Source organism: Gordonia sp. CPCC 205515 (assembly GCF_048537925.1).
Classification (GTDB): domain Bacteria; phylum Actinomycetota; class Actinomycetes; order Mycobacteriales; family Mycobacteriaceae; genus Gordonia.
Window position 1 is genome coordinate 19,237 of record NZ_JBCLVJ010000017.1, and the last position, 26,046, is coordinate 45,282.

The window sequence follows — 26,046 nt, forward strand, 5'->3', positions numbered from 1 at the left end:
TCCCGAGGTCATCGGGTGCGCTGGTCTTACTGCCTGAGGGGCCCGCGAGGTACGAGCGGGCGTCACAAGGTGATCAGCCGGGCCTTGGTCTTGCCGTTGTCGCGTTGCTTGGCCACTCCGAGCCGGTTCATCTCAGCGGCACACACGGCCATCTGGGCGGTGACTGCGGGAGTGGTGTCAGGGATGGTGGTCTCGGGCATGGCTCAATGGTACTCGAATACCTGTTTGAGGCAAGAGTTCGTGTAGAAATAATCGACTGTGCGCCAATGCTTTTCGATCATTCTTAGGTAAAAATCTGCCAGTCTATCGCGGCACACCGACAGGTTCTGTGGCGCCGAATGGTGTGTGCCATAGACTCCCTCTGTGCTCATCATCGCAATCATCTTGTTCGGAATGCTCGTCGGCGCCGGAGCCCAGCTCATCCTGGGCAAGGGAGGTAAGGGGATCGACTGGGGACTCGCTCTCGCAGCCGGTCTCATCGGGTCCTTCGTCGGCGGCCTGTTGATCAGCCTGCTGTCCGGGGACGGGATCTCGTTTCGGGCCAGTGGCATCATCGGCTCGATCGTCGGCGCCATCCTGGTGACCGGTGGGTGGCTGTGGTTCAAGGGACGGTCGACGGCGGCCTGATCAAGGCTTAGGCGACGTGGTCCGGTTGGGTCGGGGACCGTCCTGACCAGCCGATTGGTTCGAACGGCACGTCGTCGGCTAGGCTCTTCTACGCTCCGCAAAGCGGGGCAACGGGCTGTGGCGCAGTTTGGTAGCGCACCTGACTGGGGGTCAGGTGGTCGCAGGTTCAAATCCTGTCAGCCCGACCGAGAAAACCCTCTCTGACCAGCTTCGGAGGGGGTTTCGTCGTTGGTGGGCCAGTAGTGCCGAACCTCAGTGGGTCAATAGTGGGCCAACACGCGGTGAGATGTCAGAGCCGTGGAATAGCTTGCAGCAATGGCGAAGCAGCAGCGCATCGAGCGTCCTGGCCCACTGGCGGGCCATACCATTCCTGCTTCGAGATCGCTTGCCCGCCGGCCGGGCCCCATTGCGTACCGGATTGGCCCGCCGCGGAATCACGGACGAAGTCTTCCAGGGTCTCGGGTTCGTCGCCGTCGATGACTGGGTCTTCGGGATCGTGGTCATCGCCGGCGGGTTCTTCGGGGTTTTCTAGTGTGGGTTCTGCGTCTCGTTGGGGGCTCATGGATCCGATGTCCTCTCTTGTTCTGGTTGCGCGCTGCGGCGGGGAACACGAGGCAAGGCAGCGGTCGCTGCGGCTGCACCAGACCCTGTGCGAGTGAGAGGTGGATACGGCTCCTTCGACGGACGTCGTGACCAGAAGTCGAGCAAACCAACTCCGTCAAACCCGGGCTACATCAGTCTCCGGACACGCCGGGGGGGATTCAATCCCGGCGGTCAGTTCCCCGGCGCATAGCTACTGGTGGGACCAACCGGGTGGCAGCGAGGAGCCTGGGCGGTTGCCGGGTCGAGCGCATTGCGGACCAGGCGCAGCGTGATGTCGTCGTAGACGGTGCCGACATGGTCGACGTGGTCGTCGGGGCAGCTGTCCTGGATGACGACGTTGGTCACGTTCGGGGCGGCGGGCCACTGCATCTCGGGCAAAGTGAGCGCGCCATCGGTCGTGGAAGCGATGGTGGTGTAGTGGACGTCCGGATGCGTGGGGCCGTTGGGTTGGCGGAGTTCGTTCACGAATCGCGAGTTGGCGGTGAAGTCGACGCCGGCCTGGTTGTAGACACCGAGCCAGAACGTGAGGAACGGGCTCTGTGCGATGGCGGGCATCAGGCCGTATGCCGCGATGCCGTTGCTCGCCGGTTCGATACCGATCATTCGGTCGACGGCCTTGTGGCCACCCAGCTTGTTGATGTAGTACGGCCCGAGAAGCCTACCCTCGGAGAGTGCGACCATGTCGACCTTGGCTGCACCGGTTCGGGTCCGAACCGTGTCGACGAAATCTGCGAGCTGCGCCGCCGACGCGCGCATGTTGGCCGCGCCCTGGTAGGGCGAATTGTCGGCGCCGCCATAGTTGAGGCCGTAGACGCAGTAGCCTTCGGCTGCGAGCGTGGGCGAGTACACCGACCAGGCGGCGTAGGCGTTATCGATGAACCCGTGCACCAGCACCACTGGTTTCGGGTGAGCGGTGCTCGGTTTGCACGACCAGTCGTTCATGCCCGAGGGAAACCAGTCGGGATGCTGGGCGGATGCCGCCATCGCGGCCCACCAATTGGGTGCGGGGGGACCCCAGGGTGGCGTGGAATCCGTGGGCGCTGCGTGCACCGTCGCTGCTGCGGCCATCGGTAGCCAGGCGCAGAAGAGTGCGGCTGCGAGGCGGTGTGCAGAACGTCGGAAGCGGGACATTCGATGGAGCCTTTCCGTGGTTACGGTGGTGACGGTGGTGACGGTGGTGTTGGGGGCGTGGCGCTTTCGATGCCACGCCCCCCGGGCGTCGGTTGGCTGGTGTTGCCGAAGCAGTTCAGCCGAGCCATGCCTCCGGATAACACGGGACGGGCACGGCATGGTCGGGGTCGAGAGCGTTGAGAACGAGGACAGAAGTGCGGCGATCGGTCACCAGTTGCAGATGCCCGACGTGGTTGGCGGGGCAGCCGTCCTGGACGACGATGTTGGTGGTGGCGGGTCCGTCGAGGAATGCGTCGGTGTACGGGGTCGAAAATTCGTCGCTCTCGCTGACGATGACGGTGTAATGCGGGCCCGGCACGGTATCGCCGCCACGGTTGAGATCGGCGATGAAGGAGGAGTCCTGCGCCTGTTGTTCGCAGGAGGCGCAGCCGATCGCGTTCACGAACACGGTGTAGAGCGGATAGAGACCCAGGGAACGGTAGAGCGAGATGAGATTGCTCGCCGTCACGCCATGCGAACCGGGCGCGACGCCGATCAACTCGTGAACTCGGGCGGCGCCACCGAGTTTGTTGGTGTAGTAGCGCGCGATCGTGCCTCCCTGGGAATGCCCGACCAAGTCGACCTGCTGGGCTCCGGTCGCCGACACCACATCCTCGACTACCCGGCCGAGAGCGGACGCGCTGTCCTGAATCGGGCCAATCGTCTGGACGGGAGAACCCGGCGCGCCGCCGGTGTTGAAGGTGTAGACGCAATAGCCCTGGTTGCGAAGCAGCGGCGAGAGGGTGTCCCAATTGGCGCGCATGTTGCCGCTCGTGCCGTTGACGAGGACAACCGGCCGTGGGTGCTCGGGCGTGAGCCGGCAGGTGGGGTTGTTTGCACCGGGGGGTGCCACGGTCGGCTGAACCAATCCGATCGCGAGGGCGTGGCCGAGGTCGTAGGGGACCGGCAGTGGCTCGGCGCCCGCGGTCATCGGCGTGGCCAGCAGGGCCGACGCGACGGCTATGGCCGTGATCGTCGCTCGGCGCACTCGCCTGATCGATCTAGTCGGCAGCACGTCGGGGAATGACGATCTCGCGGACGAGCGTGGCATTCGGGTGGCCTCCTTGCGCACCTTGGGGTTGGCCCGGTCTGGTTGGGCTGTAACCTCGATCACGCTAGTGAGGCGAGCGGCGGATTCGCGCCGATTCCCGCAGTGACTGTGCCACGGGGGAGTGCTGGGTCACGCCGCTGTGCAGGCTGACAAGCGACGCGACACCGGGAGGTCAGCGTGGTTGCACGTGCAGCCGGTACGTGTACAGTGCGAACGCGAGATTCGCCAGGTCACGGGGATAGGCGGGATCGAGTCCGGTGATCTCGTGCAATCGGCGCAGCCGGTTGGTCACCGTGTTGCGATGGCATCCGAGGGCTTCCGCGGTGTCGGCCGCGTTCCCTTCGCAGTCGAACCAGGTTGCGAGCGTTTCCCACAGTTGTGGCGCTGCGGAGGGTTCGGCACTGCTCACCCGCCGCAGGAGAGGGTCCGTGAGAGCGGTGGCCAACTCCGGACGCGCCGCCACGACTATCGCGGCCATGCGACCGGTAGCGTGCGCGATATCGCCATCCCGGGTGCAGGTCGCAGCGGCGAGGTCGGCCTCCGCGAGCGCACAGGCGAGGTCTGCGACCGATGTCCGCACCGAACTGATCCCGCCGCGGATTCCTTTGCACCGCAGCCGGTTCGCCAGTTCGGCTGGGGCGCGCTGCCCCAGTTCCACTACCATGATCTCGCCGATACTGTGAGCCAGCCTGTGGATGATCGTGCCAGGAATATCGAGGTGATCGGCTGTTCCCGGTTGCGGCACAGAGTCGATCGGGGCCTGCTGGAAGCGCACCACGACATAGCGACCTCGCATCGGTAGTCCGAGGCGCACGGCGGCGCCGGTGATGTCGATTGCGTCGGCGCCGGGCCACAGCAGGGTCCGTAGTGCGGCACGCGGCGCCTCGGCGCAAGCTTTGCCGCAGGCCTGCCGGTAGGCGTCGGTCATGAGCTCGCGATCGCGGTCGACGTGGCGCCAGACCAGTCCGGCGGCCTGCGTCAGCGTCGAGGTCCGGGCAGGGGCGTGCTCGGCCGTGACTTCGATCAGTCCGAGCCAAATCTGTTGTCCGCCGGCGCGGTAGGCCTGCGCGACCGCGGCCAGCGGGAAGCCCTCGCGCGCGCGGAGTTCGCCGACACTGCGCGCATGCTCGCCGGACTCGGCAAAAAGGCTCGGGTTCGCCATCGAACCCACACCGATATCGAGCCCGGTTCGCACCGCGTCCCGCAGATCCGAGCGGCTGAATGCGTCGGTGTAGTCGGCAATCTCGCCGAGAGTCGTGGTGGCGCGGTTGGTGAGCGGTGCGATGCGCTCGTGCAGCGCGGCCGCGGCTTGACGCAAGGTGGTCGCGGGGCTTGCCGTTGTCGGGGATCCGGTGATGGTGGCGGCAGGCATTACTTCACCCCCGGCCGGAACGGGCGAGGGGTGTTCGTGCGCGCGCGGTGCGCTTCCAGCGCCACGGTCAGCGCGACCAGATTGTTCGGCCGATTCATCGGCAGCCCGGTGAGCACCTCCACCCGGCGCAGTCGGTTGCGAATCGTGTTGGGGTGGCAGAAAAGCTGCCGAGCAACCAGTGCGGTGTCGCAGCGGTTGTCCAGCCAGGTGTCGAGCGTGGCGAGCAGTCGGTCCCGTTCGTGTGGTGCGAGCCCGAGGACCGGTTCGAGGATGCCGACCGCGGCTGCGCGCGCGGGTTCGGGGCAGGCGGGCAGGAGCGTCGCGCACATACGGTGATCAGCGCGGGTCAGGCCCGGTCGGTCGCCGGCGGCGTGCAGGGCGGACGTTGCCAATTCGTAGGCGAGCGGCAGCCGGGCGAGGCCGGCGACCGCCGGACCGACCGCACCGCATCGATCGGGGTACATGCTGTCGAGCGCGCGCACGAGCGGATCGATGTCCGCGCTGCCCAGCGAGGCAACCAGCGTCGTTCCCGTGTCCGGTTGTGCCACCGGCAGAACCGTGGCTGCGGTGCGATCGCGAAGCTCCGCCGTCGACACGGGTAGCCGGTCCCGGTAGCGCACGATCGCGTACTGGCCTTCGCGGTGCAATGCCAGTGTCGTGACCGCCTGCGTCACCGCGGTGGGGTCGACCGGGTGGCGCAGCAGCCGTGCGAGCAGGACCGATGCGGTGGCGTCGGGTCCGGGAGGGTCCGTGGCCTCCTGGTAGGCCGTGATCAAGTGCTCGGCGTCGCGGCAGGTGGCTTGCCAGAATTCCGGCGCGTTGCGGGCGAGTTGGTCGGCCGTCTGCGCACCGAGACGTTCTGCTGCCGTGACCTGCATGTCCCACAGCATCGCGGCTGCGGCTCGATACGCTCGAACGAGCGGGGACAGCGCGACTCAGCGTCGCGCCGCGGTGGCCCCGAGGATCGCGGCGGCGCGACGATCGCCGCGGCCGTCTGCGAGCGTCCGTACGACTGCCTCGAGCTCCCGCTGGATCGCGGGCCAGTGCCCATCCATATCGGGCCGACCCTGCCAGTCCGGAATGGTGGCGCGCACCTGGGACGTGATTCGGTGCGGGACGTTCCCCGGCGAATCGCCGAACTGCCCCAGCGCCGTACGCACCGGCCGGGGAATCACATCGACGCGAACAGTCATCGTGATCAGTCCCTTCGACTCTCGATCAGCTGAGCAGCAGCCCGCCGTCCACGACGAGTTCGGTTCCGGTGATGTAGCTACTGGCATCGGATGCGAGGAACACGAGTGCCGCCGAGAGTTCCTCGGGTCGGCCGAGCCGGCCCATGACGACGCGGTTCTCCAGGAGGTCGAGCGCCACGTTGTCCGTCATCTCGGACGGGAAGAATCCCGGCAGCAGCGCGTTCACCCGAATTTGCTTGCGGCCGGACCATTGCCGAGCCAGTGTTCGGGTGAGCCCGTTCAATGCCGCTTTGGACGTGGAGTAACCGGTGGAGGGGAAGTCCATCGTGGTTCTGCTCATCACGCTGGAGATGTTGACGATCGACGATCCGCTCGGCATCGCCGGCGCCGCGGCCTGGGCGAGGGCGAAGCAGGCCGTCACGTTGACGTCGAGCACGCGCTGGAACTCGTCGATCGGCAGTCGCGTGGCGGGCGCATGGTCCTCGATACCCGCATTGTTGACCAGGACGTCGATGCGGCCGAACTGCGCCACGGCGGCATCGACGAGTTTGCGGCAGTCGTCGGGGCCGGTGACGTCCGCGGGCACGGCGAGTGCGCGACGGCCCAGGGACTCGACCAGTTCCACCGTCTCGGCGAGACGATCGGCGCGGCGTGCCGCGACGACGATGTCCGCGCCCGCTCCGGCGCAGGCCCGCGCGAATGCGACGCCGAGGCCGGACGACGCGCCCGTGATCAGGACGACCTTGTCGTCGAGCCGGAACGGCGATTGGATCGACTGCTGTACAGCAGCTTCAGCCATTGTTGTCATGGTGTTGTTTCCCTTCTTCGCGTCTGATATCGAGGGCATGTCACAGCCCGAGGTCCTTGGCGATGATGGTCTTCATCACTTCGCTGGTACCGCCGTAGATCCGGTTGACGCGGGTGTCGGCGTACATCCGGGCGATCGGGTACTCCAACATGTAGCCGTAGCCGCCGTGCAACTGCAGGCACTTGTCGATCACCCGGCCGGCGACCTCGGTGCAGAACAGCTTGATCCGCGCGGCGTCGGCCGGTGTGAGGTCGTCGGTCTCCTCGAGCTCGATGCCGTGGTCGGCCATCGCGAACGCGGCCGACACCTCCGCGTCGCATTCGGCCAGCACGAATTTCGTGTTCTGGAACGAGGCCACCGGCTTGCCGTAGATATCGCGGTCCTGGGTGTAGCTGCGCGCGAACGCGATTGCTGCCTTCGCCCGCGCAGCCGCTTCGAATCCGATCGCGAGGCGTTCGCGCGGGAGATTCTGGCCGAGGTAGGAGAACCCCTCGCCCTCCTCGCCGAGCAGATTCTCCACCGGCACCCGCACATCGGTGAAGGAGATCTCGTTGGTGTCGCTGGAGTGCAGCCCGATCTTGTCGAGCTTGCGGCCGATCTCGAACCCGGGGGTGTCGGTCGGTACGACGATCAGCGACAGCCCGCCCCGTCGGTTGTCGGAGCCTGCGGGCGCGGTGCGCGCGGCGACGACACACAATTCAGAATTGCGGGCGCCGGAAATGAAGGTCTTGGCGCCGTTGATGATGTAGTGGCGGCCGTCCTCGGTCAGCTTCGCGGTGGTCTTGATGCCGGCCAGGTCCGATCCGGTGCCGGGTTCGGTCATCGCCACGCACAGCAGGATGTCGCCGCTCGCGATGCCGGGCAGCCAGCGCTGCCGTTGCTCGTCGTTGGCGAGGTTGAGCAGATACGGCAGAACGATGCCGGTGGTGACCCCGTAGTGCCCCAACAGTACTGCGGCTGAGGCGCATTCCTCGTTCAGAATGGCCTGGTACTTGTAGCTGACCTCGCCGGGCCCACCGAATTCCTCCGGGATGCCGAAACCCATGACCCCGAGGTCGCCGAGCTTGCGGAACAACTCCCGCGGGGGGTGGCCGACCTCTTCCCACTTGGCGAAGTGCGGAGTGACTTCGCGCGCGATGAAGTCGCGGATTGTCTTCCGGAATGCTTCGTGGTCTTCGTTGTAGATGGTGCGCTTCATGACGCTGTTGCTGCCTTTCGGTTGGATGAGGTTGTCGTGGTGGTCCGGTAACGGCCGCTACGACGATCGAGGTGCCAACGCAACGTCGGCTCGGTGTTCTGCAGTTCTTGCACGCTCGGCCGGAACCATGAGTTCGTTGGCATGGCATCGATGGTGCCGACGACGTCGGGCCGGGCGTCGGGGTCGAGTTCGGCAAACGCGCCGTTCAACACTTCCGTGGTCAGTACCGCCGCCTCGCGGACAGTGACCATCGCGACGGCGCGCACGCCGCGTTCGCTGGGCACGGGGAAGCACGCGGCCAGATCCACGGCGTCGAGCCCGCCAAGGACGCCTTCGACGGTGTGCGGAGAAACTGTGCCGTGCGATGTCGGGATCAGGGCCGCGAGCGAATCGACAAACCACAGCTCGCCGTCACGATCCACTCGAAACAGGTCGCCGGTGGACAACCAGGCGTCGCCGTCGGCGAACATTCCGTGCAGCGGGATCTCGTTGCCGCCGTGGTGGTGCGGATCGGCCTCCACCAGCAGCAGGCCGGTCTCATCTCGGTCGCAGGCGCGGGCGTAGCCGTCGGTACCGATGCTCGGCGCGCCGGTGTCGGCGTCGTAGGCCACCACACGGACCCGTGGCGATCCGGGCAGCGGTCGGCCGAGCGCGCCGACCTTGCGGCCGCTGACGTTGCCCAGCATCGCGTCCGAGCGTGTCGAGGCGTACAGCTCGAGCACGGCCGCCGAACCGAAACGGTCGTGGACCCGCTGCCACAGCCCGGCCGGCATACCCGAGCCGACGAACAGCCGAATCGAATGGCCGCGTTCCTCGGCGTGTACGGGGGCATCAACGAGAGCGTGCAGCATCGTCCACGTGTATGGCACAACGGTGACGCCGTACCGGCGTACCTCGGACCAGAACCGATCGGGGGCGAACCGGGTCGCCATGGCCATGCGCGCCCCGGAAGCAGCGGGCGCGGCGGTGGCCAGCATCAGGCCGGACGGATGATGCAACGGGCTGATCGAATACACGGTGTCCCTCGGCGTCAGTGCCGCCGCGGACGCTGCCGCCAGTGCGGAACTGGCCCAGCGGGCGTTGGTCACGCGATTGGCGCGCGTGTGCTCGTCGTGACCGGAGAACAGGACGAACGCGATGTCGCGCCCCCGACCCGGATTCGCGTGGTACCACGCGGGATGCTCGACACTGTCGGGATCGACCTGCTCGAGATCGATCGCGCCGGCCGCGACGCCGCGATCGGCCCCACCACCGAGTACGAAGACACTCTTGTCGAGTGTGACTGCAGCAGAGGCATTTTCGGGATCGCTGAGGATCCTGCTGACGTGCGCCAGCCCGACCTCGCGGAGCGTGTCTTCGCCGGGGCGCAGCATGACCGCTACCGCACCGATACGGTTGAGCGCCGCGACCGCGGTGAGTGCACTGGGTCGCGTGCCCATCAGCACACCGACGTACTCGCCACGGCGAATCCCCACCGAAAGCAGGCCGCTGACGACATTGTCGATGCGGATTTTCGTGGCGGCATGCGTGTGGGCGCGGTCCTCGAACAGGAAGGCGATGTCGTCACCGCGTTTGCCGGCGGTGTCGTCGAGCATTCCTGCGAAGGACACCCGAGTATCCGGGCCGAGTCGCTCCAGCTTGACGAGCCGGGGCAGGTGGGACAGGGCGCCGACCGAGCTTTCGAGCATCGCGCCCGCAAGACGCTGGCCGGCCTCAACGGTGAGCTGGGGCAGCGCGAGTCCGGCGTGCAGTGCGGAGCCGAGGCCGTAGCTCAACGCGGCCACGCGCCCACGGGGTGCCTGCGCACATTCGGCCGCGTTGTCGACGGCCATGGGCACGATGTAGTCGGGTAGCGCGGTACCCTCGGTGGCCCATCGGATGAACGCGGCGATCCCCGGCCATGTCTTCGCCTTCGCGTGTGAGCTGACGGGCAGTCCGAAATGCCCAACCGGCAACACGCATTCGTAGATCGTCGCGCGCGGCGCCGCCTGTTGGATCCGTCGCACCATCGCCGGCGTGGCGAAGGTATCCGACTCGCCGATGAAGGCGAGCACGGGGCAGGTGAGATCGGCGAGCGCGACCGTCCGGTCGCCGATCACGATGCCGCCGTCGACGAGTCGACGTTCGCTCAGCGCGGCGACGAGTTCCTCGATCGCGGGACCTGGCCAGCCGAGCCAGGCACCGTGCTTGAGGAACTTGCGCTGCGGCTCGCGCGGCAGCAGTGCGTCGCGATCGTGCAGCGCGAGAAGGAAGTCCAGGTCGTTCTTGATGGTTCGCGGCGGGTTGGACCAGTTGAACATCGGTGCGACCGCCCAGCGGGGGAGGCCGGTGCGTGCGAGCAACTTGCCTTCGAGTCGAGCCGCTTCCCAGAACAGCGACTCGGGGAGGATGCGATCGATGGGAAGTGTCACCACTGGCGACCCGAGGCCGAAAACGCTTGCCACACCGTCGCAGTTCGAGTACGCGGCGGCCAGGTAGCAGAAGATTCCGCCCTGCGAATACCCGCCGACGTGCACGTCCTGTCCGGTCGCCTCCCTGACGCAGTTGATCGCGTCGACGACCGCGAGCACGTGGTCGCTGAACGTTCGGCTCGGTCCGCCGGGTTCGACTGCCGGGTCGCCGAAGTCGACCACCCATGGATCCAGGCCTTGCCCGCGCAACATGGACACCGCGCTGGTATCGGGCGAGATGTCCCAGACATCGGCGACCTGCATCAGTGGTGGCACCAACAGGACCGGCTGCCCGGAAGCGGTGTCTGCGTGGTAGTGGCGCAGTCGGTACACCGGTCGACTCGTGACGACATCGTAGGGTGCGGGTGCGGACTCGGTGCGCAGGCCGCCGTAGCGAGCGACCTCGAATCCGTTGACCGCCAGCGCGATCGCGCGCCCGAGCAGGTCACCGCCGCTTGGCATTTCGGTTGTGTTCACTACTTCTCCCGAGACTTCGATAGGGGTGTGGGCGTGTCGCCGGCGAGTGCCGTCGCAGGAAGGCCGGCCAGGAGCTCGGCGATCTCTGCCGGATACTCCAGCTGGGGACAATGCCCGCAGTCGTCGAGTACGACGAGCCGTGAGTCCGGCACCGTGTCCAGCAGGACCGGAGCGCCACCGACATCGGCGAGCGGATCGCGATCGCCCCAGATCAACAGCGTCGGAACGTCGATCGCGGCGAGAGCAGCCGGATCGAGGAGGTTGTCCTCCCGACCGAAGGCGATCAGGTCACGGCGGATCCGAGCGATGTCGGGCAGCCCACGGTAATGCGAGGCGTAGCGGTGGGCGATCGAGGCGCTTCCGCGTCGCCGGGCGAGCCTCTGCCAGAACATCATTCGTGCCATCCACTGCACCACCGCGGTGGGCACGGGCAGTGCGTCGGCGAGGCTCAGGATCGGCTCGAGCCGGGGCAGCAGCGAGGTCAGCGATGCCAGCCGGCCGTGGTATGCGAGCCCGGCGGGGCCCAGTCCGGCAACGGCGTGGATCGGCAGTTCGGATCGCCCGGCGGCCCGGAGGGCGATGAAGCCACCGAGCGAATTGCCGGCGAGCACGACGCCCCCGGGTTCGCTGTGCTGACTCACGAATCCGTCGACGAAGCGGTCGAGCGCGGCAATGGCGGGCCGGCCGAGTGCCGGCGCGTAACCCGCGCCCGGCAGGTCGACCGCCACGGCGCTTCGTCCGAGTGCGGCGAGTTCGGCGAGAACGGGGCGAAATGTATCGGCCGAGTCGGTAAAGCCGTGCAGGAGCAGGATCGTCGGTCCTGTACCGGCCACCGACAACGTGCGGGTGCGGACATCGTCGATCGTCACGAATCGTTCGACGATATCCGCCGTGGCGTTGGTCATGCTGGAATCCGTCCGAGAGAGGCGCGATGCCTCGGTAAGTAATTGACGGTTAGAGTGTAACCCACAACTTGGAAGTCTGTCCAGCACGCATGCGCAATTAACTGCACCTTCTCAGTATAAGTAATTGTCCAATCGGTAGCGAGAGTCCAGTCAGTGGTCCCGGGTCAGGCTGTGGGGGCGTCTCCGGCGCCGCGCAGACCGAGGATTGCCTCCCCGATGAGGACGAGTTCGGAGCCGATATCGCGACGACGTCGGATGTGCGGGATTCCCATGAGCGCGCTGATCGACGTCGAGGCGGCCAGGACCACGGCCTGTGCCTCGTCGACGGACAGGTCGGTGCGGTCGGCGGTGAGCAACGCGACCCACTCGGCGATGAAGTCGGCGCGGCGTTCTCCGAGCAGTTGGCGATCGGCCTCGGGAAGGTTGATTGCTTCGTTCTGCAGTGACCGCATTTCCCGGACGTGTTCGACGTTGATCCGCACGTAGAAGCGCAGCACCTTGTCCAATGCTTCGGCGGCGGTTTGTGAGCTGTCCAGTGCCCGGGAGAGGTCGAGCATCATCGCGGCGACGACGCGGTTGGCCGCGGCGCTGAGTATCGCTGCCTTGTTGGGGAAGTGGTGGTAAACGGTCGCGCCGGTGATTCCGGCTGCGGCGCCGATGTCGTCGACACCGACAGCTTGGAATCCTCGGGCGCTGAACAGGCGTGACGCCGCGATCAGGATGGCTTCCCGGCGCGAGGCCGGCAGCAGCACATCGGGAAGATCGGCGATATCGGCCGCCTGCTCGCCGGGCTCGATCTGCGGCGTCATGACGACTGCGCGGCACGCGTCGAGCAGGCACTGATGAAGAGCGCTCGGCTCGAGCCGCGCCGTGTAGTACGCCGGACTGGAGATGACGCCCATCATCGCCCAGATCAGCAGGTCGACGGCGTCACGGGATAGCTCCGGCCGTTGCACCGCCAGGGCGGCACGCAGCGGTTCGGTGGCCGTGCGTAGCCGCCCGCGCAGCTCGCGTTGGCGTTCCTCCGGCAGGTGCGCGATCTCCCTCGCCCACAGCGCGCCCACCTGCGGGCCGGTCGATGCGAGCGCGCATGTTGCGTCGAGCAGACAGTCCAGGGTGGCGTCCGGCTGCGACCACGCGACCTGCAATTGATCGAGTGTGTTCTCGACCGTCGCGAGCAGCAACTCTTGTTTGCCGCCGAAGTGCCGGTACAGCGCGCCGCTGGTGATGCCGACCGCCTCGGCGATACCGGTGATTCCGACATTGTGATAGCCGAACTCGCGGAACTGTCGTGCCGCCGAGGCGATTATCTGCTGACGTCGATCACGAGGCCGGCGCGTCACTCGGCGTTCCTGGGGCTCCACCGTCAGTCTCCTCACTTGTTGTACCTGTCCCGGCCGAGTTTATAGCGGCACTACTCGATCGGATCAGCATGTTCACGTGCCTCTATGTAATCGGAACGACGATTTGGATCGTATCGACAAACACCAGTGTAGTGGGTATTGACGAAATAAGTAACTAGCGGTTAGAGTGTATAGGTAGCTCCGAGGGTGTGTGCGAGCAGTGCGCCGGAGGCCGCGATGGCGGAAACACCCACGTGGGCCGGACGTAGTCAATTCGGTCCGCGTTGCTCCTGCGGGCGCGACATGCCGACTCATCAGGTACAGAAAATCGGCTGTCCTTCGGGCAGTCCACAATTCACAGTTTGGAAAGAGGTCGAACCGATGGACTTCTCATCGATTCTTCGCCGAAGCACGACCATGTTCGGCAACAGCGTTGCGGTCACCTTCGTGGAGCCGGCACGCACCCGGGAGCAGACGTACGCCGAACTCGGCGAGCGCGCGGCCCGGTTGGCCAACGCCTTGTCCGGGTTGGGTCTGCACCCGGGCGACCGTGTCGCGATGCTCGCCGACAACCAACTCGAGACGCTCGAGCAGGTTGCCGGCATCGCCATCGGCGGCTACGTCCGGGCGACGATGTATACGATGAATCCGGCCGCGACAAACGCCAAGCTGCTCAACATGATTGGCGCTCGCGCCCTGATCGTGCAGGGCAAGTACGCCGCCGACGTGGCCGCGGTTCGCGATTCCGTGCCCAACCTCGAGCACGTCATCGTCATCGATCCGGTCGACGACAGTGCAGAAGTCGAGTACGAAACCCTGCTGGCCGGATCGTCTCCGGCCTTCCCGGACCTGGTCGTCGATCCCGACGCCGACCACATCATCCGATTCTCCGCGGGCACCACCGGGACGCCCAAGGGCATCGTGCACTCGAACGCGGGCTGGTTGGCCATGGGCAACGAATTCGCCTCGGGACTACCGCTTTTCACCAACTCTGACGTCTACCTCGTCGCGTCGCCGCTGTCGCACGCCGCCGGATTGATGATCTGGATGTTCCTGGCCCGGGGCACGCGATACGTGATCATGCCGAGCTTCGACCCGGAGCGGTTCCTCGCGACCATCGAGGAACAACGGTGCACCATCACCATGATCGTTCCGACGATGGTTCAGATGCTCGCCACCACGCCCGGCGCCAAGGATCGCGACCTGTCCAGCCTGCGGGTCGTGAGCTACGGTGCGGCGCCCATCACGGAATCGGCACTCCGTGCCGGAATCGATCTGTGGGGCAACATCATGTACCAGAGCTACGCCCAGTCCGAGGCGCTGCCGATCGCCACGCTCACCGCCGACAATCACCGACTCGGTGGTACCGAACGAGATCGGCAGATCCTGACGTCGGCGGGTCGACCCAATCCGAACGTGCTGATCACGATCCGCGACGAACACGACAATATTCTGCCGGTCGGGGAGATCGGCGAGATCTGCGTCGACACCCCGGGCGCGATGAAGGCGATCTACGGTGACCCCGAGGCGACCGCCGCTCGATTCACGGCGGACGGTGCGGTACGCACGAAAGACATGGGCAGTCTCGATGAGGATGGCTTCCTGCACATCGTCGATCGCAAGGAAGACCTCATCATCTCCGGCGGATTCAACATCTGGCCGCTCGAGATCGAGAATGCACTCGCCGCGCATCCCGCGGTACGGGAAGTCGCGGTTGTCGGTGTGCCCGACGAGAAGTGGGGCGAAGCGGTGTTCGCCGCCGTGTACCTGCACGACGGCGCGACCGCGACCGAGGACGAACTGATTTCGTTCGCGCGCGGGAAGGTCGGCTCGGTGAAGAAGCCGAAACGGATCGTGATCGCCGGCGAGCCGCTCCCGAAGAGTGTGGTGGGCAAGCTTCTTCGACGCCAGGTGCGCGACCTGTACGCGCTCGAATCAGTGCAGTGAACACCTCGCCGTCCCCGAGATCTGGGCCGGCTCGCACGAAATCATGACGGAACTCATCGGTCGCGATCTCGGCTCGTGACGTTGTCACGTGCCGCGGCGACCCATCGAAAGGTTGAACACATGACCGAAACCATTGCCGCAGTTTTGGACTCGAATCTGTCCTACGACTTCACCGGTCGAACGGTGATCATCACGGGCGCCGCTCGCGGAATCGGACTGGAACTCGGCCGCTTCCTCGGCGCCGCCGGCGCAACCACCGTCCTGGTGGATTTCGACGCCGACGCGCTCGCGGCCGCGACCGCCGAACTCGGCTGTCGCGGCGAGGTTGCCGACGTCGCCGACAGCGCCTCGGTCCAGCGGGTCGTGGACGCCGTCGTCGCCGAAACCGGTCGGATCGATGTGCTGATCAACAACGCGGGCATCTTGCGGGACGGGGTGATGTGGAAACTGTCCGACGACGACTACGAGGCCGTCATGGCCGTCCACGCCGGCGGTACGTTCCGTTTCACCCGCGCGTGCACACCACATTTCCGTGCTCAGGGATACGGCCGCGTCGTCAATGTCACGTCCTTCACCGGATTGCGCGGCAACGTCGGGCAGTCCAACTACGCGATGGCCAAGGCCGGAATCATCGGCTTCACGAAGACCGCGGCCAAGGAGCTCGCGCGCTTCGGAGTGACCGTAAATGCCATCTCGCCCAACGCCGAGACCCGGATGGTTGCCTCCATCCCGGCGGACAAGCGCGCGGCGCTCACCGCGCAGATTCCGCTGGGCCGAGTCGCCGAGCCAAGTGAAATCGCCGCCGCGGTAGCTTTTCTCGCGAGCCGCGAGGCCGGCTACATCACGGGAGCCGTGCTGCCGGTCGACGGCGGCCTGGCGATCTGAGCAGAGTCGATGGCCACGCGGTGCGGTGCTGGTCGCCGTCGCATGGGTCGTCTCAACCAAGAGAGGTACACGATGACAGGAACACTCCCATTGCAGGGTGTGCGCGTGGTGTCGCTGGCGGTGAATCTGCCCGGGCCGCTGGCGGCGGCCCGCCTGGCGGAGTTCGGTGCCGACGTGGTGAAGGTGGAACCGCCCGCGGGCGACCCGCTCGACCATCAGATGCCGCTGTGGTACGCCGAGTTAATTGTCGGGCAGACGGTGATGCGACTGGACCTGAAGGACCACGCGGACCGCGAGAAGCTGGACGGCGAACTGGCCGAGTCCGACGTGTTGTTGACGTCCTACCGGCCGTCGGCGTTGCGGCGGCTGGGGTTGACCGATGTCTGCAAGCGGCACCCGAGGCTCTCGCATGTCGAGATCGTGGGACACGCAGGCGAAGCAGCCGAGATTCCGGGACACGATCTCACCTACCAGGCCGCGTATGCGACCGTGAGTCCGCCGACGATGCCAACTGTGCCCGTCGCCGACATGATCGGCGCCGAACGAGCCGTGAGCGCCACTGTGCTCGCGTTGCATGAGCGCACGAAAACTGGTGTTGGACAGCACAATATGGTGGTACTTGAGGATGCGGCGGTGTTCGCCGGTGCTGCCGTGCGACACGGTCTGATGGGGCCCGGTGCACCCCTCGGTGGCGCCGACGCGGCCTATGGCCTCTACGCCACGGCCGACGGATGGATCGCGCTGGCCGCGCTCGAGCCGCATTTCCGGGACCGGACCCGCGACGCGCTCGGCGCGACCACAGACAGTCGCGAGGAATACGAGGCGATCTTCGCCACCCAGCCCACGAAATTCTGGGAGGAGCTGGCGCAGCGGGTGGACATTCCCCTGGCTCGCGTCGCCGTCCCCACACGAGGAGAAACACAAGAATGAGAAGTTCGGACCCGGTGATCGTCGGTGCGCTACGCACTCCGGTCGGTAAGCGCGGCGGCGCACTCGCCGCATGGCATCCGGTGGATCTGCTCGCCGAAACGTTGGGCCAACTGGTCGAACAGTGCGCCATCGACCCGGCACTGGTGAATGACGTGATCGTCGGGTGTGTCATGCAGAACACCCAGCAGAGCGGCAATCTCGGCCGCCATGCCGTACTCGCCGCCGGATTCCCCGAATCGGTACCCGCGGTCACGGTCGATCGTCAGTGCGGATCCGGTCAGCAGGCCGTCAGCTTCGCCGCGCAGGCGATCGCCGCCGGCAGCTGTGATCTGGTGATCGCGGCGGGCGTGGAATCGATGTCGCAGGTACCGCTTCCGGCGGCAATGGTTCCCGGAGCGCCGCTCGGCCCGCACTACAGTCCACGCGAACTTGCCCGCTACGACGGGGGATTGATGGCGCAGGGCGCGTCGTCGGAGCTGATGAACTCGAAGTTCGCGATCAGCCGCGCCGATCTCGATTCGTTCAGTACCCGCAGCCACGAGCGGGCGCTTGCCGCAACTCGGGCGGGCAAGTTCCGCGACCAGTTGGTGCGGCTCACTGTCGATCCGGACGACGCCGCGGCTACCGTCCTCGACCGCGACGAGGGGATCCGGGAGCACATCGATCCCGCGAAGATGGCCTCGCTGCCAACCGTGTTCGCCGCCGACGGCACCACAACGGCGGCCAACTCGTCACAGCTCAGTGATGGTGCTGCGGCGCTCCTCATCGCAAGTCGCGATTTCGCGGAGGCACACGGTCTGCGGCCCCGCGCCCGATTCCGCGCCCTGTCGGTGGCCGCCGACGACCCCGTGATCCAGTTCAGTGCCATTCTCGCTGCGACCCGGAAGGCGCTCGACGCCGCCGATGTGTCGGTCGACGAGATCGACCTGTTCGAGGTCAACGAAGCCTTCGCCGGGGTGCCCATCATGTTCGAGCGCGAGTTCGGTATTCCGGCGGACAAACTCAACGTCAATGGTGGTTCGGTCGCGATCGGTCACCCGCTGGGGTCGACCGGCGCCCGCATGCTGACCGATCTCCTCTGCGAGCTCGAGCGCACCGGTAAAACGCTTGGGCTGCAGACGATCTGCGAGGCAAATGGCACTGCCAACGCGACGATCATCGAACGCATCTGATGGAGGCGATCATGACTGATACCGACATCTCGACGGCAGTGTCCGAGGTACTGTCCGTCACCCGCGAGGACCGCGTGGCGATCGTGCAGCTGAACCGCCCGAAGGCCCGCAACGCGCTCAACGCGACCCTGCTGGCCGAGTTGCGCGCCGCGATGACCGACCTGGCCCGAGACACGACGGTGCGTGCTGTCGTTATCACCGGCGACCGGCAGGCGTTCTGCGCCGGCGCCGACATCTCCGAATTCGACCGGCTGCGCGCCGCGCCGCTGGTCGGCTCCGATGCCGACCGCGAAGTCTGGCGTGAGTTGGCGGCATTCGCGAAACCGCTGATCGCCGCCGTGGAGGGCCTGGCGCTGGGCGGGGGATGCGAACTGGCGTTGGCATGTGACACGGTCATCGCGGGGGAGTCGGCGCGATTCGGGTTGCCCGAGGTCAAGCTCGGCGTCATCCCTGGCGCGGGCGGCACCCAGCGGCTGATCCGCTCTGTCGGCAAGGCCAAAGCCATGGCGTTGCTGCTCACCGGCGATCCGTGGTCGGCTGCCGACGCCGAACGTGCCGGGCTGATCGCCCGGGTCGTCGCCGACGGGGACGCCGTGGCAGAGGCGATCGCCATGGCCCAGCGGATCGCTGCGAACGGGCCGCTGGCGGTGGCGCTGGCCAAGGACGCCGCGTTGCACGCCCTCGAAACTTCGCTGGCACAGGGACTTCAGCATGAGAAGCGCAATTTCACCGTGGCGGTGCATTCCGCTGACTGTCACGAGGGGCAAGCCGCCTTCTTGGCCAAGCGCGTACCCGAGTTCACCGGGAAGTAGACGCCGGATCTCGCTGAATACCGCTGGCGGAACGTCCTTGAGCCAGAAGAACTCGGCTGTCGTCGTGCGTGCCGGAGAAGTCGAGTTGTGCACCAGCGGTTGACCCACGGCAGAGCCGGTCGGCGCGGTGGGGCACAGTGGTCGGCATGGGTCCCGCTGCCACTGATTCGTTCGCAGTAGCGACGTTCAACGTCAACGGGATCCGGGCGGCTCGTCGTCGCGGCTTCGACAACTGGCTGGGCACCCGAGCGGCGGACGTGGTCGCGCTGCAGGAACTGCGCTGTCCCGCATCCGAGGTGGGCACATTCCCGGGATATTCGGCGGCGGTGGACGTCGGTTCCGTGGCCGGCCGCAACGGTGTCGCCGTACTGACCAGGGAGCCGGCCGCCGCGGTACGAACGTGGGTGAGCCATCCACCGAAAGCCCGCGGACTCGCCGAGTTTGCCACTCACGGCCGCTATATCGAGGTCGACCTGGCCGACCGGCCGGTGACGGTGGCATGTCTCTACCTCCCGAAAGGTGGACTGCCGGCACACCGCCAGCGCCCCGGCTCCATGCGCGAGCAGCCCGACGGCGGTGCCAAGTACGAGCGCAAGCAGCGGTTTCTTGCGGCGTTCGCCCGTGAGGTCGACCGCAACCGTCGTGCGGCGCTGCGCGCGGGACGCGAGTTCCTCCTCGTCGGCGACATCAACATCGCGCACACGCAGCACGACGTGACCAACTGGCGCGCCGCCCGATCGATGGACGGCTTCCTGCCCGAAGACCGCGAGTGGTTCAGCTCGATTCTCGGCACTCGCCGCCTCGTCGACGTCGTGCGTCAAGTGCACGGCGAACAGCCTGGTCCGCTCACCTGGTGGAGTTGGGCGGGGCAGTCGTTCGCCAAAGATGTGGGCTGGCGGGTGGATCACCAACTCGCCACACCCGGTCTCGCTCGCCGTGCAACCGACGTCGACGTCGACAAGGAACCCGTGCCCGAGGAGCGCCTGTCCGATCACGCTCCACTCGTGGTGACCTACGGTCCGCACGTCGACGGCCACGTTCGATAGCGGGCGGCCGGGTGCGACCATGTATCCCATGACCGCATCCCTCGTCGCCAAGGACATCGCCGGTGGGTACGCCCATCGTGTCCTCTTCGACCACCTCGATCTGACGGTCGCGCCCGGGGACGTGGTCGGTGTGGTCGGTGCGAATGGCGCAGGCAAGTCGACCCTGCTGCGGATCCTGGCCGGCGACCTCGCACCGCTGGAGGGAAGCATCACGCGCGCACCCGCCGACGCCTTCGTCGGATGGTTGCCCCAGGAACACGATCGGGTGCCAGGGGAGACGGTCGCACAGTACGTCGCGCGTCGAACCGGTTGTGCCGCAGCCACCCAGGCGATGGACGCCGCGGCCGCCGCACTCGGTGACGGCGCTGCCGCAGGAGCAGCTGATCCGGCCGATGTCTACGCCGCTGCCCTCGACCACTGGCTCGCGACCGGTGCCGCCGACCTCGACGATCGACTCCCGGCCGTGCTCTCGGACCTGGGTTTGCGCACCGACGACGTGGCCGCGGAAACGGCGCTGATGACCTCGCTCTCCGGTGGGCAGGCGGCGCGCGTAGGGCTGGCGGCCCTACTGTGTTCTCGATTCGACGTCGTCCTGCTCGACGAGCCCACCAACGATCTCGACCTCGACGGGCTCGCCCGACTCGAAGAGGTGGTGGGTAGCATGCGCGCCGGCGTGGTGTTGGTAAGCCATGACCGAGAGTTTCTCGCGCGCAGCGTGACTCGGGTCCTGGAGCTCGATCTGGCGCAGCACACCAATACCGTGTTCGGCGGCGGCTATGAGAGCTATCTGGAGGAGCGCGAGGTCGCGCGCCGCCACAAGCGCGAGGAATACGAGGAGTTCGCCGAGAAGAAGGCCGACCTGGTGGCGCGGGCGCGAACGCAACGCGAATGGTCGAGTCAGGGTGTCCGCAACGCGATGCGCAAAGCCCCGGACAACGACAAGATCCGACGCAAGGCGGCCAGCGAATCGAGCGAGAAGCAGGCGCAGAAGGTGCGTCAGATGGAGAGTCGGATCGCGCGACTCGATGAGGTCGAGGAACCGCGGAAGGAATGGGTTCTCGAGTTCACCATCGGGTCGGCGCCACGATCGAGTTCGGTGGTCGCGACGCTGAACAATGCGGTTGTGCGACAGGGTGATTTCGTGCTCGGTCCGGTCTCGCTGCAGGTGAACGCCGGTGAGCGGATCGGTGTTACCGGACCGAACGGGGCAGGCAAGTCCACGCTGCTACGTCTACTGCTGGGCACGATCGCACCCGACGACGGCACCGCGCAGCTGGGTACCAACGTGGCGATCGGCGAAATCGACCAGACGCGTGGACAGTTCGCAGGACCGCAACGGCTCGCGGACCGCTTCGAAGAACTGGTACCGGACTACTCGACGGCCGAGGTGCGCACCCTGCTCGCGAAGTTCGGCCTCCGCGCCGATCACGTCGACCGGCCGGTCGAGGATCTGTCTCCGGGGGAGCGCACCCGCGCGGCGCTGGCGCTGCTACAAGCCCGTGGCGTCAACGTCCTGGTGCTCGACGAGCCCACCAACCATCTCGACCTGCCGGCCATCGAACAGCTTGAGTCAGCACTGGATTCGTTTGACGGCGCGCTGTTGTTGGTCACGCATGATCGTCGGATGCTCGACACCGTGCGGATCGATCGTCGGTGGCAGGTCGAGGACGGACAGGTGACCGAACTCTGAACGTCTCGAGGTGGTGGCGAAAGGGACTGCGCGGGTCGCGCGGCCGAACGGCCGGTGACGATTGCCCGCCAAACCACCGGTCGACGACGGTTGCCTGTTGTTCGATGGTCATCGCCGTCCACGGCATGCTCGCGTCGTGAACGGAGTACACGTCGGCGCCCCGCGCGTGTCGGTACTGCGCGGCCACCCCTGCGCGGAGATAGCGCACCGCGCCCATCTCGCGCACCTGCCACGCGTGGACGAGTTCGTGGATCAGGAGTTGACCCGGTGATGGGTAACCGCGAGTGCTCGCTGCTGCGGGGGCCGATGCATGTTGACCGAGGCCGAGATACACGCGGCCGCCGAGGCCGGGCAGTGTGAAGGCGCGGCCGTTGACCCCGATGACGCCGACCACGCGCACGGCGTCGAGCCAGTCGACGTCGTCGCCGAACACCGTCTGCGCAAGCGCGACTTCGACGGTGGTCAGGCGCCGCGGCCGGATCGACCGCCGTGCGGGCGACGGATGCCGAGCAGTGCCGTGTCGCTGATCGCTCACCTCCCGCACGCTACGCGGTTATCCACAGCCTGTGGACGACGAAACCGCTGGCAACACAGTGCAGGCTCGCCGAGCGGAGACCCGACGAGTCTGCGCAGTGCTGAAACGACAGCGTCAGCCGGCGACGGGGATGAACGTTGAGGTGGCGACCGGGATGCCGAGGACCGAATTGATGGCCTTGTAGCCGTTGGCGGTCTTGATGAGCGTCAGTCGGCTCACTGGCTCGATGTCGGTGTATGCGCCGGTGGCGGTGTCGGTCAGGGTGAGCGGCGTGTTGGCGGGTCCGATCAACTGGTTGCCGACGACGCGGTAGACGTTGCAGCGTTCGTCGGCCGAGCTGCCGTACTGGGTCTGCACACAGAAGTTGTAGGTGCCTTCGGCGACCTTCGCGGAGGCATTGCCCGCGCCTGCGGCGACGCCGGCGACGGTGCCGGCTCCGATGACTGCGGTGACGATCAGCTTCTTTGTTGAGATCATGACGACGATCTTTCCTTAGCCTTACCTAACTAGTCAAAGCCGGGTCAGTCCCTCGCGTGCCGCAGGTGGCCATACAGGGCTGCGCGGTAACCGCGGGTGTAGCTCGGTTCGTCATCGTCGGTATCCGGGGCGGTGGCCATCGTCGAGGCGGCATGGTGTCGGGCCCACGGCTTCGGGAGGGCATCGAGGACGGCGACCGCGTCGGCGAAACCTTTCTGGAACAGATCCGGGTCGAGGCATGCGTCAAGTTCGGGATCGATGATCGGGAACGACGTGGGCAGCCGGGTGACGACGCCGTGGGCCGTCACGATGTCGATGTCCGGCAAGTCGGTGTTGTTGGATGTCAACGGACTGAACGTCTTTCGGCGAGGGTGCGGTAAAGGGTGGCGCGGCTGACGCCGAGTTCTTCGGCGATGGTCGGTACCGGCCGGCCCTCGGCGCGTCGGCGCAGCGCGAAAGCCACCTGGTCGTCGTCGAGGACTCGCGGGCGGCCGACGGGGGAGGTGCTGCTTTCCGTCGACGACCGATGGCTCCCGTGTCGCCGTTTCCGGCTGTCGCCTTCGGCGAGTTCGGCCAGGGAGGCGAGGACACCGACGATCATCGCGCCTGCCGGGTCGTCGGTGTCGATTCCCTCGCGCAGGGATCGCAAACCGATCTGTCGGTGGCCGAGATCGCGGGTGGTGGCCATGACCTCGGTGGTCGAGCGCCCGAGCCGGTCGATCCCCACGACGACGGCGATGTCGCCGGGTCGGGCGTAGTCCAACAGTGCGGTGAATCCAGGGCGACGCTGCAGGGTCGAAATCCGGTCAACGGTGTCGGTGTAGATGCGTTCGGGACTGATCCCCGTGTCGATGAGGGCTTCGATCTGCGACTCGAGCGCATGATTTCGGGATCCCGCGCGGGCGTAGCCGAGCAGCATGCCGGCGTGCGCACTTGGTGCTTGTGGGGTCACGCAGCTCACCCTATCTCAAAACTCACCGAACTCTGCGAGACGTGTCCAATAGATATTGCGACAGCTTGTCGATGTAACTCGCTATGTGTGCGCCAAACTCTGCGAGTCTCGAAATCCGAGGAGTCTCATTTCTGGACAAGGCCGTAGTTTTAATACGAGATCCAGGATCGGCTGTCACGTGACCGGGTTGTCGGCTGCGCACAGACAGAACTCCATCAACCCGGCACCCACATCGGCAAGGTTCTGGTGGTACTCGGTCAACGTCGGGTAGAAGTTCGTGGGATAGCCGAACTCCATCGTGAAACCGTGGACCTTGCTCAGTTGCGGATCGATCCACGTGCGGCTGTAGGCGTAGTCGTCGCTCGCACCGGAGGTGGCATAGAGGTCGGCGGCGGGGATAGGGCGAAACGTGCGGCCACCGACTGCGGCCATCGCCGCTGCCGTCCGCCGCGCGACGAGCCGGATCCGGCCGAGGTCCGCCTCGGGCAGCCACTCCCGATAGTCGTCGGCTGTCAGGACTCCGCGTGCGCCATCCCAGCGCGGATCGAAGAACCGCATTGCCTCGTCGCCGACCTGGTCGTCGTCATCGCCCCAGTTGTACAGGATGTCGCCGACTGCGGAGTGAATATCCATGTACCAGTTCAGTTTCGGGAACTGGTCGAACACCCAGGTGGCGTTTCGGGTTTCCGGTTCCGACAGGGGGGCGGCGCCGTGGAAGGTCTCCGCGCGTGGATCGTCGGAGGCGAGGGCCGAATTACCGGTGACCGACGGGTCGAAGTGGGTGCGGTAGTCCCAGAGGAAATCGTAGTTGCGGTTGATGTCGACCCCGATCGAGCCCTCATCGCCCGGTATCGCGCCGGCCGGGTTGCGGTTCTTGCGCCACAGGCTGCCGGTGCGCTGGTCCCAGGCGACACCGTCGGGATTGACCAACGGGAAGAACACGATGCCGGTGTTGAGTGCCTTGTGTACGTCGGCGTTGGTGAAGGTGCGGGCACCGTACGTGATGCCGGTACCGAACTTGTTGGCGTGCAACAGGTCGGCGATGAAATAGAGCAGCGCGTCGGGACCGCCGCGTTCGCGGGCATGCACCCCGGCGGTGAAATAGACGTGGTACCGACTGGGGTCGACGTCGCCGACCTGCCCGCCGGTGCTGGGCCGCCCCTCGGCGGTGCCGTTCGGCAGCGTGAAGGTGGGGATGCCGTACTCGTTGACGAGACCGTCGATGGCCGAACCGATTTCGTCGACGTTGAGGATCGGTCCGGGATCGGTGCTGCCATCGGGGGCGGTACCGACACCCTGCGGAGGACGTCGTCCGCCGTCGAATCGGTCGCCGTCACCGATCGGCGCGGTCCCCTCATCCCGGTCGCGGATGTCGAATCGCACGTCGACGTCAATTCCGTTATTGCGCAACGTCTCGATCTCAGCGGGGGAGAGGAGTGCGGGCACCGCGACGCCGTCGTCGGTGGGCAGGGCAGTCGGTCGGCAGCCGTAGTCGAACGGATACCGGCGCACGATGTCGAATGCGGTCGCGCGGTCGGGTGCGGTGATACGCACGGACAGTCGGGGGTCGGGGGCGTTGGGCTCGGTCATCTGACCAGCATCGCGCACCGCTGCGCCGGGCGACAGCGTAGTGCGCTACCTCAGTCGCGCTTCGCAGGACTTATCGCATTTTGCCGAAAGCCCACCCGATGGAGGCTAGGCTTACCTCGGGTCGGTAGCCGCATCGGCCCGGCTGTGCAGCTTCCACCTGCGGCCACATCAGCGGAACATCGAGAACAGGTGTCGGGTCATGGCCAATCGCATCAGGCTCCGCAGAACTCCACTTCTGACGCTGGTCAGCGTCTTCGCGGCGACGCTCGCGGTGCTCGGATCGACGGTTGCTGCAACGGGTCCCGCGAACGCGGCCGTCGACAACATCACCCGGATCGTCACGCCAGACGGCCTGATGATCGAGGCCGAGCTCTCCGACACCCGTCTGTCGTTCGTGCGACCACTCGACGGAAACCCGTCGACGCGTGAATGGTTTCAGCACGGCGTGCTGGCCTACCGGGTGAAGGGTCCGGGAGCCGACAAGTTCACCGGCAAGGTGACGATGGGCTACCAGGTCGGATTTCCGTTCAGCACCGGCACCATCAGCCTCAGCTACAGCAATCCGGAGCTTGGTACTCGTACCGACATCCCAAGCGGAACAGCGACGTTCGGAGTCGGCCTGGGCCCGGGTATCACCGATGCCAAGGTCGGCACCGTCGACGTCACGGGCCCGTCGGGACGGTTCAAGGTATGGGGTTGGCACGTCTCGGTCACCGGTGTGATCGGTCGGACCAGCGTGCGTCCCTACTTCCGGGTGACCTCGACTCACGGCGACTCGGTGACCGCTTACGGAAAGATCTGGAGCCACTAGCC

26 protein-coding genes and 1 tRNA gene are annotated in these 26,046 nt (G+C 66.4%); 11 read left to right on the plus strand and 16 right to left on the minus strand.

The genetic code is table 11. The features are described 5' to 3' along the window. Positions 1-62: 62 nt before the first annotated feature. Positions 63-200, minus strand: coding sequence for a hypothetical protein (locus AAFP30_RS23515; RefSeq protein WP_419232457.1), 138 nt, complete (start codon positions 198-200; stop codon positions 63-65). 163 nt (positions 201-363) lie between these two features. Between AAFP30_RS23515 and AAFP30_RS23520 the strand changes: the two genes are divergently transcribed. The 3 genes from AAFP30_RS23520 (at position 364) to AAFP30_RS23530 (ending at position 1,159) form a co-directional block, all read left to right on the plus strand. After that, complete coding sequence (locus AAFP30_RS23520) at positions 364-627, plus strand: GlsB/YeaQ/YmgE family stress response membrane protein (RefSeq protein WP_419232458.1); 264 nt, start codon at positions 364-366, stop codon at positions 625-627. Between the two features lie 111 nt (positions 628-738). Continuing rightward, a tRNA-Pro gene (locus AAFP30_RS23525) sits at positions 739-812 on the plus strand. A gap of 200 nt (positions 813-1,012) precedes the next feature. Then, positions 1,013-1,159, plus strand: a complete 147-nt coding sequence (locus tag AAFP30_RS23530) for a hypothetical protein (RefSeq protein WP_419232459.1) — start codon at positions 1,013-1,015, stop codon at positions 1,157-1,159. Between the two features lie 242 nt (positions 1,160-1,401). Here AAFP30_RS23530 and AAFP30_RS23535 read toward each other — a convergent pair whose 3' ends face one another. The 10 genes from AAFP30_RS23535 to AAFP30_RS23580 all read right to left on the minus strand — a co-directional run bounded on the left by AAFP30_RS23535 (position 1,402) and on the right by AAFP30_RS23580 (position 13,197). Then, a complete protein-coding gene (locus tag AAFP30_RS23535; protein ID WP_419232460.1) occupies positions 1,402-2,361 on the minus strand; it encodes an esterase/lipase family protein in 960 nt (319 codons plus the stop codon). Between the two features lie 115 nt (positions 2,362-2,476). Continuing rightward, the gene (locus AAFP30_RS23540; protein WP_419232461.1) at positions 2,477-3,451 is read right to left on the minus strand and encodes an esterase/lipase family protein; all 975 of its coding nucleotides are present in this window, start codon (positions 3,449-3,451) and stop codon (positions 2,477-2,479) included. 172 nt (positions 3,452-3,623) lie between these two features. Then, entirely contained in the window at positions 3,624-4,823 is a 1,200-nt protein-coding gene (locus tag AAFP30_RS23545; protein ID WP_419232462.1) for a PucR family transcriptional regulator, read from the minus strand. Then, complete coding sequence (locus AAFP30_RS23550) at positions 4,823-5,701, minus strand: PucR family transcriptional regulator (RefSeq protein ID WP_419232463.1); 879 nt, start codon at positions 5,699-5,701, stop codon at positions 4,823-4,825. The genes AAFP30_RS23545 and AAFP30_RS23550 overlap by 1 nt, the downstream gene beginning before the upstream one ends. A 57-nt stretch (positions 5,702-5,758) precedes the next feature. Beyond that, positions 5,759-6,016, minus strand: a complete 258-nt coding sequence (locus AAFP30_RS23555) for a hypothetical protein (RefSeq protein ID WP_419232464.1) — start codon at positions 6,014-6,016, stop codon at positions 5,759-5,761. 25 nt (positions 6,017-6,041) lie between these two features. Then, complete coding sequence (locus tag AAFP30_RS23560; RefSeq protein ID WP_419232465.1) at positions 6,042-6,815, minus strand: SDR family NAD(P)-dependent oxidoreductase; 774 nt, start codon at positions 6,813-6,815, stop codon at positions 6,042-6,044. 49 nt (positions 6,816-6,864) lie between these two features. Further along, positions 6,865-8,022 carry an acyl-CoA dehydrogenase family protein gene (locus AAFP30_RS23565; RefSeq protein WP_419232466.1) on the minus strand — a complete coding sequence of 386 codons (1,158 nt, stop codon included), beginning with the start codon at positions 8,020-8,022 and terminating at the stop codon, positions 6,865-6,867. Continuing rightward, positions 8,019-10,949: an alpha/beta fold hydrolase gene (locus AAFP30_RS23570; protein ID WP_419232467.1), complete on the minus strand. Its 2,931-nt coding sequence runs from the start codon at positions 10,947-10,949 to the stop codon at positions 8,019-8,021. Before AAFP30_RS23570 ends, AAFP30_RS23565 begins: the two co-directional genes overlap by 4 nt. Beyond that, positions 10,949-11,854 carry an alpha/beta fold hydrolase gene (locus tag AAFP30_RS23575; protein ID WP_419232468.1) on the minus strand — a complete coding sequence of 302 codons (906 nt, stop codon included), beginning with the start codon at positions 11,852-11,854 and terminating at the stop codon, positions 10,949-10,951. Before AAFP30_RS23575 ends, AAFP30_RS23570 begins: the two co-directional genes overlap by 1 nt. A gap of 164 nt (positions 11,855-12,018) precedes the next feature. Next, positions 12,019-13,197, minus strand: a complete 1,179-nt coding sequence (locus tag AAFP30_RS23580; RefSeq protein ID WP_419232469.1) for a TetR/AcrR family transcriptional regulator — start codon at positions 13,195-13,197, stop codon at positions 12,019-12,021. 417 nt (positions 13,198-13,614) lie between these two features. On the opposite strand from AAFP30_RS23580, the gene AAFP30_RS23585 reads away from it, so the two are divergent. From AAFP30_RS23585 to AAFP30_RS23615, 7 genes are all read left to right on the plus strand, one after another. Further along, complete coding sequence (locus tag AAFP30_RS23585) at positions 13,615-15,144, plus strand: class I adenylate-forming enzyme family protein (RefSeq protein ID WP_419232470.1); 1,530 nt, start codon at positions 13,615-13,617, stop codon at positions 15,142-15,144. Positions 15,145-15,264: 120 nt separating this feature from the next. Continuing rightward, positions 15,265-16,029 carry an SDR family oxidoreductase gene (locus AAFP30_RS23590; RefSeq protein WP_419232471.1) on the plus strand — a complete coding sequence of 255 codons (765 nt, stop codon included), beginning with the start codon at positions 15,265-15,267 and terminating at the stop codon, positions 16,027-16,029. Positions 16,030-16,101: 72 nt separating this feature from the next. Beyond that, positions 16,102-16,959, plus strand: a complete 858-nt coding sequence (locus AAFP30_RS23595) for a CoA transferase (protein ID WP_419232472.1) — start codon at positions 16,102-16,104, stop codon at positions 16,957-16,959. Beyond that, positions 16,956-18,131: a thiolase family protein gene (locus AAFP30_RS23600; protein ID WP_419232473.1), complete on the plus strand. Its 1,176-nt coding sequence runs from the start codon at positions 16,956-16,958 to the stop codon at positions 18,129-18,131. Before AAFP30_RS23595 ends, AAFP30_RS23600 begins: the two co-directional genes overlap by 4 nt. An 11-nt stretch (positions 18,132-18,142) precedes the next feature. Continuing rightward, the gene (locus tag AAFP30_RS23605) at positions 18,143-18,943 is read left to right on the plus strand and encodes an enoyl-CoA hydratase-related protein (RefSeq protein WP_419232474.1); all 801 of its coding nucleotides are present in this window, start codon (positions 18,143-18,145) and stop codon (positions 18,941-18,943) included. A gap of 146 nt (positions 18,944-19,089) precedes the next feature. Further along, positions 19,090-19,989 (plus strand): exodeoxyribonuclease III, encoded by a 900-nt coding sequence (locus AAFP30_RS23610; protein WP_419232475.1) that lies wholly within the window; start codon positions 19,090-19,092, stop codon positions 19,987-19,989. Positions 19,990-20,017: 28 nt separating this feature from the next. After that, the gene (locus tag AAFP30_RS23615; protein WP_419232476.1) at positions 20,018-21,679 is read left to right on the plus strand and encodes an ABC-F family ATP-binding cassette domain-containing protein; all 1,662 of its coding nucleotides are present in this window, start codon (positions 20,018-20,020) and stop codon (positions 21,677-21,679) included. Here AAFP30_RS23615 and AAFP30_RS23620 read toward each other — a convergent pair. From AAFP30_RS23620 to AAFP30_RS23640, 5 genes are all read right to left on the minus strand, one after another. Next, a complete protein-coding gene (locus tag AAFP30_RS23620) occupies positions 21,597-22,214 on the minus strand; it encodes a hypothetical protein (RefSeq protein WP_419232477.1) in 618 nt (205 codons plus the stop codon). The genes AAFP30_RS23615 and AAFP30_RS23620 overlap by 83 nt on opposite strands. A gap of 114 nt (positions 22,215-22,328) precedes the next feature. Further along, a complete protein-coding gene (locus AAFP30_RS23625) occupies positions 22,329-22,691 on the minus strand; it encodes a hypothetical protein (RefSeq protein WP_419232478.1) in 363 nt (120 codons plus the stop codon). Positions 22,692-22,735: 44 nt separating this feature from the next. Next, positions 22,736-23,038, minus strand: a complete 303-nt coding sequence (locus tag AAFP30_RS23630; protein ID WP_419232479.1) for a hypothetical protein — start codon at positions 23,036-23,038, stop codon at positions 22,736-22,738. Further along, positions 23,035-23,610 (minus strand): recombinase family protein, encoded by a 576-nt coding sequence (locus AAFP30_RS23635; RefSeq protein ID WP_419232511.1) that lies wholly within the window; start codon positions 23,608-23,610, stop codon positions 23,035-23,037. Before AAFP30_RS23635 ends, AAFP30_RS23630 begins: the two co-directional genes overlap by 4 nt. Before the next feature lie 207 nt (positions 23,611-23,817). Then, positions 23,818-25,233, minus strand: a complete 1,416-nt coding sequence (locus AAFP30_RS23640; protein ID WP_419232480.1) for a M14 family zinc carboxypeptidase — start codon at positions 25,231-25,233, stop codon at positions 23,818-23,820. A 199-nt stretch (positions 25,234-25,432) separates the two neighbouring features. On the opposite strand from AAFP30_RS23640, the gene AAFP30_RS23645 reads away from it, so the two are divergent. Continuing rightward, positions 25,433-26,044 carry an MspA family porin gene (locus tag AAFP30_RS23645; protein WP_419232481.1) on the plus strand — a complete coding sequence of 204 codons (612 nt, stop codon included), beginning with the start codon at positions 25,433-25,435 and terminating at the stop codon, positions 26,042-26,044. Positions 26,045-26,046: the final 2 nt, after the last annotated feature.